Below are 12214 nucleotides of genomic sequence, written 5' to 3'. Positions count from 1 at the left end.
GCAATGCGCGGGCCATGGGGGAGCGTGGCCGCACGCCCGCACGTGCCCGCCCGGGTCCCGAGCACGCGCCCCCTCGCACCCTCAGGGAGAGGTGGGACGCCACCGACGGTGTGACGCGAGGCGGTGTGGGCGCCGAGTGAAGCGCCGGTGCTATCGTCCGCCGCCGTGTCCCCATCGGACGTGCATCTGGCCCAGGCCTTCCTCGCCGCGCGAGGAGGCACCGCCTCTCCCCATGCCCTGTCCGCGCTCCAGGCCGCGCTCGCCCGCGCCTGGGACGCTGCGCGTTCGCCATGGCCAGAGGTGGAGCAGGACGCACTCCGCTTCGTCGCGCACCTCGCGCGCCTGTCGCCCGGCGATGCCGCGGAGCCGGAGCTGGAGACGCTGCACCTGTCGGACCTGTACCTCGCTCGCGCCGCCGCGGATGGCGTGCCCTCGGCGCTGGCCGCCTTCGAGAAGCACCTGCTCCCCGAGGTGGACCTCGCGGTGGCGCGACTGCGTCTGCCCGCCCCGGGTCTGGACGAGGTGCGCCAGTCACTGCGGCAGCGCATGTTGCTGGGAAGCGCGGACGTCCCGGCACGGCTGGCCGCGTACCCTGGCACCGGACCGCTGGGGGGATGGGTCCGCGCCGCGGCGCTGTGGCTCGCGCTGGATTGGCAGCGGCAGCACACCAGCTCGCCTCCGCCCGAAGAGGGCGACCTGTCCATGCTGGTGTCACCGGGCGATGACCCGGAGCTGCTCTATCTCAAGACGACGTATCGCGCGGAGTTCGGTGCCTCGTTCAGCGCCGCGCTCGGCGCGCTCGCCCCACGGCAGCGCAACTTCCTGCGGCTGAAGTACCTGGATGGGCTGAGCATCGACCAGCTCGGCGCGCTGTACGACGTGCATCGCTCCACGGCGGCGCGGTGGGTGGTGAGCGCGCAGGAGGAGCTGCTCGCGCGCACGCGCCAGCTGCTCACCGAGCGACTGAACCTCTCACGCTCGCAGCTCGACAGCGTGCTGCGGCTCATCTCCAGCCAGCTCGACATCAACCTGAGTCGGCTGCTGCGCTCGCGGCTCGACTGAGGGCGGACGCGCGCGATGGGTTGCCTGGACGAGACCACCTTCATGGCGCTGCTGCTCGGCGAGCTTCCGCCGGAGCGACGCCCCGAGGTGGATGAGCACCTGGACACCTGCGCCGCGTGTCGTCGCCTCGTCGCCGAGGCCCTGCGCGCGCAGCACCCAGAGCCCGAGACTCCACCGCCCCCGGAGGAGTTGCCCCGCCCGCGCAGCGCGGATGCCACGCTCGACAAGGGCACCGCGGTGGGGCGCTACCTGGTGCTGGAGCCGCTCGGCGCGGGGGCCATGGGCGTCATCTACAGCGCCTATGACCCGGAGTTGGATCGCCGCGTGGCGCTGAAGCTCCTGCGCGTCAGCGCGCTGGGCCTGGAGGAAGAGAAGGGCCGCGCGCTGCTCTTGCGTGAAGCGCAGAGCATGGCCCGCGTCTCCCATCCCAACGTGATGCCCATCTACGACGTGGGCACCTTCGGCGACCGCATCTTCCTGGCCATGGAGCGCGTGGAGGAGGCGCGCACGCTTCGGGCGTGGCTGGCCGCCTCGCCGCGCTCGTGGCGGCAGGTGCTCTCCGTCTTCCTGGACGCGGGCCGAGGCCTCGCGGCGGCGCACGCGGCGGGCCTGGTGCACGGAGACTTCAAGCCCGAGAACCTGCTGGTGGGCGCGGATGGTCGCGTGCGCGTGACGGACTTCGGCCTCGCGCGCTCGCTCTCCACCCGCGCGAAGGACGCGACGCCTTTCTCGGGAGGCACGCCCGCGTACATGGCCCCGGAGCAGCAGTCGCCCACCGGGCCCGCGGATGCGCGCACGGACGAGTTCGCCTTCTGCGTGGCGCTCTACGAAGCCCTCCATGGTGAGCGCCCCTTCGCGGGCAGCGACGCGCGCGAGCTGGCCGCCGAGGCGCTCGCGGGTCGCCTGCGTCCACCCCCCAAGGGGACACACGTGCCCCTGTGGGTGAGGCGCGTGCTGGCGCGCGGGCTGTCCGCGAGCCCCACCGACCGCTACGCCCACATGGAGTCCCTGCTGTCCGCGCTCCAGCAATCTCCAGGCGCGCGCTGGCATCGGCCGCTGCAAGCGCTGGGCGGCGTGGCGCTCGTGGTCATCGCGGTGGGCATCACCCACTCCGTGCATGCATGGCGGGCACGAGCCTGCGCGGGAGCCGCCGAGGAGCTGGCCAGCGTCTGGGGCCCCTCCCAGCAGCGCGCCATCGAGCAGGCCTTCCTCGCGACGGACAAGCCCTTCGCGGCGGCGGCGTGGCGACGCGTGCAACGCGAGCTGGACGCGTACACCGCCGCGTGGGTGACGATGCGCACCACCGCGTGCGAGGCCACGCGGCTGCGCGGCGACCAGTCCGAAGCGGTGATGGCGCGACGCATGCGCTGCTTGGACAACCGCCTGGCCGAGGTGGCGGCGCTCACGCAACTCTTCGCTCGCGCGGACGCGGACATGGTGGAGCTGTCCGCGCGCGCGTCGCAGGAGCTGCCGCCCATCTCGGGCTGCTCGGACCTGACCGCGCTGCTCGCCCGTGAGCCCTTGTCCGAGGATGCCCAGGCTCGCGCGCGCGAAGAGGAGCTGCGCCACAAGCTCATCCACGTCCGAGCACTGAAGGCCGCGGGCAAGTATTCCCAGGCGCTGACCTTGTTGGAGCCCGTCGCGAAGGAAGCGCGAGACGCCGGAGACAAGTACGGCGGCGCGGACGCGCTGCTCCTCCTGGGCGAGCTGCGCGCGGAGGCGGGAGACGCGCACGGCGCGGAGGCCACGCTCTTCGAGGCCCTGGGCGCCGCGGAGGCCAGTCGCAACGACGCCGCGGCGGCGCGCGCGTGGACGCGGTTGGTGCGAGTGACGGGCGAGTCGTTGGAGCAGTACGCCCTGGCGCATCGCTGGAAGGCCCGCGCCGAAGCCGCCATCGAGCGCCTGGGCGGCGACGACGTGCTGCGCGCGCACCTGCAAGCCAACGTCGGGCTGCTGCTCTTCGCCCAAGGGCAGTACACCGAAGCGGCCGAGCAACAAGAGGCGGCCCTCGCGCGGCTGGAGCGCGCCTTTGGGCCCGAGAGCCTGGAGGTCGCGGACGTGCGCTTGGACCTGGGCTCCACGCGCATCGCGCAGCTTCGCATGGACGAAGCGCTGCAACTCTTTCATCAGGTGCTCGCGACACGAGAGAAGGCGCTCGGTCCGGACCATCCCGATGTGGCGCGCGCGCAGCTCGAGGTGGCGGAGGTGCACTGGCGGCGGCGCGAGTTCCCGCAGACAGAACAGCTCGCGAAGAGCGCGCTGGAGATGCTGGAGCGGGCGCTGGGTCCTCAGCATGTGGAAGTAGCGTTCGCGATGAACTCCGTCGCGGCGGCGTGGCAGGGATTGGGGCGCCACGAAGAGGCGGTGCGCATGACGGAGCGCGCGCTGGCCATCGCGCTGAAGTCCGAGGGGCCGGACAACTCCACCACCCTGCTGCTCGTCAACAACCTGGCGAGCCTGCTCGCCCAGGGCGGCCAGCCGGCGGCGGCCCTGGCGCGACTCCAGGCCATCCTGGAGCCGATGGAGCGGCGGCTCGGACCGCACCATCCGTATGTCGCGCTGGCGACCCGGAGCATCGCGCAGCTCCAGCTCCGCCTGAAGCATCCGCAGGAAGCGCTGCGCGAGTTCCAACGCGCTCGGAGCATCCTGGAGGCGCGCGAGGATGACCCCTACGGTTACTGGACGGCGACCATGCTGGACCTCGGGCTCGCGTACATGGAGCACCTGGGTCGCCCTCGCGAGGCGGTGCCCCTGTTCGAGCTGGCGCTGGCGGGCCGCCCCCACTCCACGCAGACGCCGCTGCAGCGGGCCTGGGCGGGCTTCTTCCTGGGACAAGCCTTGTGGGTCACCGACCTGGACCGCGAGCGTGCGATGCGGCTGGTCACCGAGGCGCACGAGGTCTTCGCGCAGTCCGGCTCGCGAGGACAGGAAGGGCTGAAGCTCGCGGACGCCTGGCTGGCGAAGCAGCCTCGGCCGACGCGAGTGGTCGCGCCCACCGCGCGTTGAGTAGGGAATGTGTCACAGCGAGAGGAAGTCCTCCCTCCTCGGGCTCGGAGCGAACTAAAGGGAGGGACGCAATGCGAACGCTCTTCATCGGAGATGTCCACGGCTGTGCTCGGGAGCTGGACGCCCTGTTGGCCGAGTGCAACTGGCAGCCCAGCGACCGCGTGGTGCTGGTGGGCGACCTCGTGGCCAAGGGCCCGGACTCCGCGGGGGTGATTCGGCGGGCGCGCGAGAGTGGATTCCTCGCGGTGAGGGGCAACCACGACGCGCATGTGCTGCGCTGGCACTCGGGCCGCGTGATACCGGGCAAGAAGCTCAAGCCCGAGCACCAGCAAGTGGTGGACACGCTGTGCGCCGAGGACTGGGCCTATCTGGAGTCCCTGCCCGCCTACCGGCGCTTCCCCGACCTGAACGTCATCGCGGTGCACGGCGGCGTGGTGCCGGGCATCCCGCTGGAGAAGCAGCCCGAGGACAGCCTGTTGAACCTGCGCAGCATCGCGAAGGACGGGACGCCCTCGAAGCGCGTGGACGACGGCGAGCCCTGGGCGAGCTGGTGGCCGGGACCGGAGCTGATCATCTTCGGCCACGATGCGATGCGCGGACTCCAGAAGCACCCCTATGCCTTGGGGCTGGACTCGGGGTGCGTCTACGGGGGGAAACTCACGGCCTACGTGCTGCCCGAGGGCCGCTTCTATTCCGTGCGCGCGAAGCACTCCTACGTGGACGTAGACTCCTGAGCATGAGCGATGACGACGTCCCCGTTCTCCAACTCACCGACGTGACCTACCTGGGCGAGCCCGTCCAGGACGACGCGGAGATCCTCAACGAGCTGCCCGAGGACCTCCGCAACGGGCTCACGCAGGTGAACGGCTTCATCGCGTTCCATGGCGCGTTCCACCTTCGCGGCGTGGGGAATGTGCCCGAGTGGCACTCGCTGGAAGCAGCGTGGAAGGGTGAGCACTCGCTCGCGAAGCTGTTCCCCGCCGTCGACGCGCGAGACATCCCCTTCGGGCAAGACAGCGTGGGCAATCAGTACCTCTTGCGTGACGGACAGGTCCTTCAACTGTCGGCCCACTGGGGCAAGGTCGAACCGCTGGGGATCGGACTCCTCGCGTTCCTCGCGCAAACCTCACAGGCCCCGGAGGGACTCCTCGACGCGTGGGTGCTGACCCGCTTCCGCAAGGACGGCCACACGCTTGAGCCGGGGAAGCTCTTGAACTGCTCCCCGCCACTCTGGGCCAAGGCCGACCCTGCAGCGATCAGCATCCGCGCCATCAGCGCACTGGAGCACGTGAGCTTCCTTGCGCACGTTGCCCGGCAGATCTCCCATCTCCCGGATGGCGCGAAGGTCCAGTTCGAGTTCCTGAACCTCCCCGTGAACCGCTGACCTCATCCCCCCGTGGGTGGATTCACGACGAGCACGGGACGCGTCGCGTGCAGCATCACCTGCTGCGTCACCGAGCCGAGCACCGCGCGCTTCAGCCCCGAGCGCCCTCGTGAGCCCAGCACCACCGCGTCCACTCCGAACCGCTCGGCGGCCTGAAGCACCGTGGCCGCCACATCGCGGCCGGTGAGCACTTCCAGCACGACGCGCCGGCCGCTGCTCTCGGTGGTGCTCGGCACCAGGGCCTGCAATTGCTGGCGCAGCGCGGCCTCCTGCTCGGGCGATGGCGCCTTGTCCGCGACGTGCAGCAGGCGCACCGTGCCGCCCGGCTTCGCCAGCCCACAGGCATAGGCGACCGCGCGATTGCCCGTCACGGAGAAGTCCGTCGACACCAACACCTCTTGGAACTCAGGCAGCGCCGCATCCACCGCACCCGTGGCGGCCAGCGTGGGCACGCACGCCACCGACATGGGCGCCAGCCGCACTGCGTGGAACGACACGCTCCACAACCTCCCGAACGCTCGGCGGTGATGCGCGCCCACCACGAGCAGGTCCACCTTCTCCCGCTCCGCCAGCGCCACCAGGTGGTCCGCGATGCGCCCAAGCCCCTCCTCCAACATGAAGGACGGCGGCGCCCCACCCTCCCCCAACGGCGCGAGCAGCGCGACCGTCTCGCGCTCCAGCGCGCGCCGCAGCTCGGGCGTCAGCTCGCCGAACACAGGCGAGCGCGGCAGCCCCAGGCGTTGGTACTCCTCATCCGCCCACGCCACACGCCCGCCCACCACCTCCACCGCGCCCCACCGCCGCAGCGCGCGCACCCAGTCTCGCGCGGCCTCGAAGGGGAGCGAGCGGTCCACGCCCAACATCACGCGCAGCGGACGCTCACCACGCACCCACGCCTCGAACGGCGCGGCGTCGCGCACCACGAGCAAGGGCACGCTGAGCGTCTGCGCCAACCTGTCCACCGTCCCACCCACGCCCAGGAACGGTGCCTCCTTGCTGGGCCCCGAGGTCACCACCAACGACGCCTGCTGCTCGCGCGCGTGGGCATCCAGCACCGCGGCCGGCTCTCCCGTGAGCAGCTGTCCCTCCACGGTCGCGCCCAGCGCGCGCAAGCGCTTCACCTCGCCCGCCAGCGCGCCCTCCGCCGCCTCGAAGAAGGGGCGACCAAAGGCGCGGGCCGAGTCCGGGTTGAGCACATGCACGAGCTGCATCGGCTCGCCCATCCGTCGGGCCAGCTCCGCCGCGGCAGTGGACGCACGCACGGCGGTATCGGAGAAGTTGGTGGCACAGACCAGCGACATGACGCCTCCAGTTCGAGACAGCGAGGCAGCAGGCCACCTCGCGAGAAGTCAGCCCCTCAGCGCGCGGGGGATGCGGCGCGCAGCACCTCCTCGGCGCGGACCTCGTTGTCGAGCGGCTCACCCCGCTCGAAGGCCCGCACGTTGCCGAGCGTCGTGGCCGCGATGTTGTTCAACGCCTCGCGGGTGAGGAAGGCCTGATGCGCGGTGACGAGGACGTTGGGGAAGGTGAGCAGCCGCGCCAGCACGTCGTCCTGGAGCACCTGCCCAGAGAGGTCCTCGAAGAAGATGCCCTCTTCTTCTTCATACACATCCAGTCCCGCGGCGCCGACGTGGCCGGACTTCAGCGCATTGAGCAGCGCGCGACTGTCGATGAGCGCCCCGCGCCCCGTGTTGACGAGCACCACCCCGCGCTTCATCCGAGCCAGCGCGTCGGCATTCACCATGTGATGGGTGCTCGGCGTCAGCGGCACATGCAGGCTGAGGATGTCCGACTCCGCGAAGACGGTATCCAGCGGAGCGAAGCGCACCCCCAGCTCGCGCTCCCACTCCGGATCCGGCTTCACGTCGTAGCAGAGCACTCGGCAGCCGAAGCCGCGGAAGATGCGCGCCGCCACGCGGCCGATGCGGCCCGTCCCTACGATGCCCACCGTCCGCGCATGGAGGTCGACCCCCACCAACCCATCGAGCGAGAAGTTCCAATCGCGCACGCGCACGGACGCGCGGGGGATGTGGCGCACCAGCGACAGCACCAGGGCCACTGCGTACTCCGCCACCGCGTTGGGCGAATACGCCGGCACGCGCGCCACGCGGATGCCCAGGCGCTCCGCCGCCACCAGGTCGATGTGGTTGTAGCCCGCGGAGCGCGTCGCGATGAGCCGCACGCCGCCCTGCTTCAAGACCTCGAGCGCTTCCGCGCTCACCTTGTCGTTGACGAAGGAGCACACCGCGGGGAAGCCCTCGGCCAGCCGCGCGGTCTGCGGCTCCAGCCGGGGAGCGAAGAACGTGAGCTCATGGCCGAAGCCCGCGTTGGCCTCTTCCAGCGCGGCGCGGTCGAAGCGGTGGGTATCGAAGACAGCCAATCGCATACACGCTCTCCTGTCTGGCGACCTCCGCGACCGTGCGGCGAGAGGCCCGTGGGCCGACCCCATCAGGCCGGGCGCGGAAAACCTGCACACCCTAGCGCGGTCACGCCAAGCGAGACACCGAGCGGGGCCCCGAGCCACCGCGCCGTCCCGCTCCAAGGACGCGGGAACAGGCCATTCGGCCGAGCACGCCCTATCTTCAATTACAAGGGCCCCTCCCCCCGTGGAGGGCCCTGTCGGAGGTGACCATGTTCCGCTGCGCCGCCTGTGGTGCGTTCAACCGCGTCCCCGAGCCTCCCCCGCCAGGCGCTCCCACGTGTGGTCGCTGTCAGCGACCGCTCGACCTGTCCGGAGCGCCGCAAGAGGTGGACGGCGACGGACTGCACCGAGCCATCGCGTCCTCACCGGTGCCGGTGCTGCTCGACCTGTGGGCCCCCTGGTGTGGCCCCTGTCGCGTGGCGGGCCCCATCCTCGACGAGGTCGGCCGAGCGAATCCCGGCAAGCTGCTCGTGCTCAAGCTCAACACGGAGGCCCACCCCGCCGCGGGCTCGGAGCTGAACGTGCGCGGCATCCCCACGTTCATCGTGTACGCGGGAGGTCGCGAGGTGGCGCGCCGCAGTGGCGTGCTGCCCCGCCCGGACCTGGAGCGCTGGGTGGCCTCCGCGACGCAAGGGGGCGCGGCTGGAGCCACCGCATGAAGGAGTCCCATGGAGGAAGACACCGCGCTGCTGCTGGACCTGTATGAACTGACGATGGCGGACGCCTACCTCGCCGAGGGAATGGAAGCCTCCGCCACCTTCAGCCTCTTCGTCCGAGTGCTGCCCCCGCGCCGCAACTACCTGCTGGCGGCGGGACTCGAGGACGCGCTCGACTATCTGGAGCACCTGCGCTTCGGGAGCGCGGCGCTGGAGTGGTTGGACGCGCGCGGCCTGTTCTCGCGGCGCCTCCTCGACTGGCTGGAGCACTTCCGCTTCACCGGAGACGTGGACGCGGTGCCCGAGGGCACGCCCGTCTTCGCGGAGGAGCCCCTGCTGGAAGTCACCGCGCCGCTGCCCGTGGCCCAGCTCGTGGAGACGGTGCTCATCAATCAGCTTCATCTCCAGACGATGGCGGCCTCGAAGGCCTCGCGCGTGGTGCAGGCCGCAGCGGGACGGCCCGTGGTGGACTTTGGCCTGAGGCGCATGCACGGCATCGACGCGGGCATGAAGGTGGCGCGCGCGGCCTTCATCGCGGGCGTGGTGGCGACCTCCAACGTCGCGGCGGGCTGGCGCTATGGCCTCCCGCTCTCCGGCACCTTGGCGCACAGCTACGTGCAGGCCCACGAGGATGAGCGCGAGGCCTTCCGAGCCTTCACGCGGCGCTACCCCGAGGCCACGTTGCTCGTGGACACCTACGACACCCTGCGCGGCGTGCGGCACGTGGTGCGCCTCGCGCAGGAGCAGGGCGAGTCCTTCCACGTTCGAGCTGTCCGCCTGGACTCGGGCGATCTGCTCACGCTGTCTCGAGACGCGCGGTGCATCCTCGACGACGCCGGACTCACGCGCATCCAGGTGGTGGCGAGCGGTGGGTTGGATGAGGACAGCGTGGCGCTGCTGGTGGAGAACGGCGCGCCCATCGATGCCTTCGGCGTAGGAACAGCGATGGGTGTGTCGAAGGACGCGCCCACGCTCGACATGGCCTACAAGCTGGTGACCTACGCGGGCAGAGATCGCACCAAGCTGTCCACCGCGAAGGTGCTCTATCCCGGCCGCAAGCAGGTGTTCCGGCTGGAAGAGGACGGGCACGCGAGGCTCGACACCCTCACCCGTCGCGACCACGAGGCCGCCGGACGACCGCTGCTGCGGCCCATGATGCGCGCGGGGAAGCGACTGCCCGGAGCGTCACCGCCGCTCATCGACATCCAGGCGCATGCGCACCATGAGGTCGCCACGCTGCCCCCTCGACTCCTGGAACTGACACCCGCGCGACCGCCCTATCCGGTGCACGTGGCACCGGCGCTGTCTCAAGCCCTCGCGCAACTGGAGGCGGCCTGGGCCACCGCGCCATGAATGGAGAGACGCCTCACGTCCGACGTGGCGCGAGGGCCGAGGAGAGCGCAGATGCACTTCCAAGACCGACATGAAGCGGGCCAGCTCCTGGCGCGGAGACTGGGGGCGTTCGCGGACGCGGACACGGTGGTGTTGGCCCTGCCGCGCGGCGGCGTGGTGGTGGGCTACGAGGTGGCAACGGCTCTGGGGCTCCCGCTGGATGTGCTCGGCGTGCGCAAGCTGGGCGTCCCGTGGCAGCCCGAGCTGGCGATGGGCGCCATCTCGGAGGGCGGTTCCGTCTACCTCAACCGCGAGGTCCTCCAGATGAATGACGTGCAACCGGACGAAGCGCGAGCGGTGTTGGAGAGCGAGAAGCGCGAGTTGGAGCGCCGGGTCCAGCGCTACCGCGATGGACGTTCCCTCCCCCAGGTGCGCGGGCGTACGGTGCTGCTCGTCGATGACGGGCTCGCCACGGGGAGCACGGCGAGGGCCGCCATCCTGGCCCTGAGCCGACTGGGTCCCCGAGTGCTCGTGCTGGCGGCGCCCGTAGCCTCCGCGGAGACCGCAGCGGCCCTGCGCGCGGAGGTGGACGCCGTCGTCAGCGTGCGAGAACCCACGAACCTGTGGGCCATCGGCGCCTGGTACAACGACTTCCGCCCCGTGAGCGACGGGGAGGTGACCCTGCTGCTCGACCGAGCCCATCAGGCCCAGCCGACCGCCGGGCCCTCCGCGACCTGAGCCACGCGGACACTCACGCCGTGCGAGGCGCAGCGGAAGTCTTGCCGGCCATCGCATCGAGCGAGTACAGGCCGCTCCCCAGCAGCGCCTGCGCCGCGAGCGCGACGATGAGGAAAGCGACGTACTCCCAGCCTCCGCCCGCGCTGGAGAACATCCAGCCATTGCCCAGGTGAGGCTTCAGGGCGCCCAGCATCACCGGAATCAGGCCGAGCGCGACCCACCGCGTGCGAAAGCCCGCGAGCAGCGCGAGTCCTCCGAGCAACTCCACGATGAACACGGGGTAGGCGGTCCAGCCCGGGAAGCCATGCGCCTCGAAGAACTGCGCGGTACCCGGCAAGGTGAACAGGAACAGCTTGGCGTAGGCATGCGCGAGGAACACGGCGCCCAGCGCCCCTCGCAGCAACGCGGCGGCGGCGGCAGGGGCGACGGTGGGGGCAAGGAAGGAATCGGTGCGGCTCATGGCATGGGCTCCTGAAGAGGGTGGGAGAGAAGGCCTCTCCCTCACGACAGGAAATGCGCCGGACACCGCGACTTCGGAAGGCATGCGTGGCGAACGAATTGTTCTGGGGAAAGAACAATGAGCGTCGCTCAGGCCCAAGGCGCGACGCGGAACTCCGCCGCGAGGACATCCAGGAGCGCGCGAACCCGCGGCGCCGGAGCACGGCCAGAGGCGTGCACGGCATAGATGCTCACGGGGCGAGGCGCGAAGTCATCGAGCACCGTGACGAGCCGACCGCTGCGCAAGTCCTCAGCGACCATGAAGCGAGGAAGCACGGCAAGGCCCACGCCGTGCGCGACCGCTTCCCGGAGCATCGAGCCATTGCCCGCGGCGAGCGGCCCAGACACCGGGATGGGGATGCGACCTTCGGGGCCATAGAAGCGCCACTCGTCCTGCATGCGCAGGTGGGAGTAGCGAAGGCAGTCATGGTGGAGCAGGTCCTCGGGGCGCTCGGGAGTTCCCCGGCGCTTCAGGTACGCGGGGGAGGCGCAGACGTGCAGCGCGGTACTCGCGAGCCGGCGCGCCACGAGGCTGGAGTCTCGAAGTCGAGAGATGCGCAGCGCCACATCCACCCGCTCCTCGACGAGGTCCACGAGTCGGTCGCTCAGCGAGACCTCGACGGTGGTGTGCGGATGGGCGGCCAGGAAGCGAGCCAGCGGAGCGGCCAGATACATCTGCGCGAAGCTGACGGGAGCATTGAGCCGAAGCGTGCCCCGCTCGGCATCTGAAGCGCCGCGAGTGGCCGCGCCCGCCTCCTGAAGCATGCGCGAGACATGGGAATACACCTTCAGGCCCGCATCGGTGACGCTCAGCTTGCGGGTGGTGCGGATGAGCAAGCGTTCACCCACGCGAGTCTCCAGGCGAGACACGCGACTGCTGACCACGGACTTGGACACGCCCAGCACCGTGGCCGCGCGAGAGAACGAGCGATGCTCGACGACGCGCGCGAAGCAGGCCAATCCCAGGAGATCATCGAAGAGGGGCTCACTCACGCCGCGCACGCTGCCACGTCCCGAGCAACCTGCCCACGCCTCCCTCAAGCTCCGACGACGCTTCCTGACCCGAACCGTTGTGTCCAGTTTGGTGCAGTCTCGCCAGGCATGGGTCCTTGCCCC

Annotated in this window: 11 protein-coding genes; 7 read left to right on the top strand and 4 right to left on the bottom strand. The window is 70.6% G+C overall.

Translation table 11 applies throughout. From position 1 onward, the window contains the following. The first annotated feature begins 147 nt into the window (after window positions 1-147). The 4 genes from JGU66_29970 to JGU66_29955 all read left to right on the top strand — a co-directional run bounded on the left by JGU66_29970 (window position 148) and on the right by JGU66_29955 (window position 5452). Window positions 148-1062 (top strand): transcriptional regulator, encoded by a 915-nt coding sequence (locus tag JGU66_29970; protein ID MBJ6765011.1) that lies wholly within the window; start codon window positions 148-150, stop codon window positions 1060-1062. A 15-nt stretch (window positions 1063-1077) separates the two neighbouring features. After that, window positions 1078-4068, top strand: a complete 2991-nt coding sequence (locus JGU66_29965) for a tetratricopeptide repeat protein (GenBank protein MBJ6765010.1) — start codon at window positions 1078-1080, stop codon at window positions 4066-4068. A gap of 71 nt (window positions 4069-4139) precedes the next feature. Further along, window positions 4140-4802, top strand: coding sequence for a metallophosphoesterase (locus tag JGU66_29960; protein MBJ6765009.1), 663 nt, complete (start codon window positions 4140-4142; stop codon window positions 4800-4802). A gap of 2 nt (window positions 4803-4804) precedes the next feature. Further along, entirely contained in the window at window positions 4805-5452 is a 648-nt protein-coding gene (locus JGU66_29955; GenBank protein ID MBJ6765008.1) for a hypothetical protein, read from the top strand. A 2-nt stretch (window positions 5453-5454) separates the two neighbouring features. Here the strand turns inward: JGU66_29955 and JGU66_29950 are convergent, their stop codons facing one another. Both JGU66_29950 and JGU66_29945 read right to left on the bottom strand, forming a co-directional pair. Then, window positions 5455-6753: a universal stress protein gene (locus JGU66_29950; protein ID MBJ6765007.1), complete on the bottom strand. Its 1299-nt coding sequence runs from the start codon at window positions 6751-6753 to the stop codon at window positions 5455-5457. A gap of 56 nt (window positions 6754-6809) precedes the next feature. Further along, on the bottom strand, window positions 6810-7838 hold the full coding sequence (locus JGU66_29945; protein ID MBJ6765006.1) for a 2-hydroxyacid dehydrogenase: 1029 nt from the start codon (window positions 7836-7838) through the stop codon (window positions 6810-6812). 245 nt (window positions 7839-8083) lie between these two features. Between JGU66_29945 and JGU66_29940 the strand changes: the two genes are divergently transcribed. Genes JGU66_29940 through JGU66_29930 form a run of 3 tightly spaced genes read left to right on the top strand, consistent with a single transcriptional unit; the run spans window position 8084 to window position 10600 of the window. Next, window positions 8084-8533, top strand: coding sequence for a thiol reductase thioredoxin (locus JGU66_29940; protein MBJ6765005.1), 450 nt, complete (start codon window positions 8084-8086; stop codon window positions 8531-8533). A gap of 9 nt (window positions 8534-8542) precedes the next feature. Then, a complete protein-coding gene (locus tag JGU66_29935; GenBank protein MBJ6765004.1) occupies window positions 8543-9883 on the top strand; it encodes a nicotinate phosphoribosyltransferase in 1341 nt (446 codons plus the stop codon). A 51-nt stretch (window positions 9884-9934) separates the two neighbouring features. Beyond that, window positions 9935-10600 (top strand): phosphoribosyltransferase, encoded by a 666-nt coding sequence (locus JGU66_29930; protein ID MBJ6765003.1) that lies wholly within the window; start codon window positions 9935-9937, stop codon window positions 10598-10600. 13 nt (window positions 10601-10613) lie between these two features. Here the strand turns inward: JGU66_29930 and JGU66_29925 are convergent, their stop codons facing one another. Beyond that, window positions 10614-11060 carry a DoxX family protein gene (locus JGU66_29925; protein ID MBJ6765002.1) on the bottom strand — a complete coding sequence of 149 codons (447 nt, stop codon included), beginning with the start codon at window positions 11058-11060 and terminating at the stop codon, window positions 10614-10616. A gap of 128 nt (window positions 11061-11188) precedes the next feature. Continuing rightward, window positions 11189-12091: a LysR family transcriptional regulator gene (locus JGU66_29920; GenBank protein MBJ6765001.1), complete on the bottom strand. Its 903-nt coding sequence runs from the start codon at window positions 12089-12091 to the stop codon at window positions 11189-11191. Window positions 12092-12214 lie beyond the last annotated feature (123 nt).

It is taken from the genome of Myxococcaceae bacterium JPH2 (assembly GCA_016458225.1).
GTDB lineage: Bacteria > Myxococcota > Myxococcia > Myxococcales > Myxococcaceae > Citreicoccus.
Note: the sequence above shows the minus strand (reverse complement) of the source record. Positions and strands in the feature narration are given on the sequence as shown.

Coding starts and splice junctions, on each gene's coding strand:
- JGU66_29960 (MBJ6765009.1), top strand. CDS start 4,140: ATGCGAACGCTCTTCATCGGAGATGTCCACGGCTGTGCTCGGGAGCTG.
- JGU66_29945 (MBJ6765006.1), bottom strand. CDS start 7,838: ATGCGATTGGCTGTCTTCGATACCCACCGCTTCGACCGCGCCGCGCTG.
- JGU66_29955 (MBJ6765008.1), top strand. CDS start 4,805: ATGAGCGATGACGACGTCCCCGTTCTCCAACTCACCGACGTGACCTAC.
- JGU66_29925 (MBJ6765002.1), bottom strand. CDS start 11,060: ATGAGCCGCACCGATTCCTTCCTTGCCCCCACCGTCGCCCCTGCCGCC.
- JGU66_29950 (MBJ6765007.1), bottom strand. CDS start 6,753: ATGTCGCTGGTCTGTGCCACCAACTTCTCCGATACCGCCGTGCGTGCG.
- JGU66_29930 (MBJ6765003.1), top strand. CDS start 9,935: ATGCACTTCCAAGACCGACATGAAGCGGGCCAGCTCCTGGCGCGGAGA.
- JGU66_29940 (MBJ6765005.1), top strand. CDS start 8,084: ATGTTCCGCTGCGCCGCCTGTGGTGCGTTCAACCGCGTCCCCGAGCCT.
- JGU66_29935 (MBJ6765004.1), top strand. CDS start 8,543: ATGGAGGAAGACACCGCGCTGCTGCTGGACCTGTATGAACTGACGATG.
- JGU66_29965 (MBJ6765010.1), top strand. CDS start 1,078: ATGGGTTGCCTGGACGAGACCACCTTCATGGCGCTGCTGCTCGGCGAG.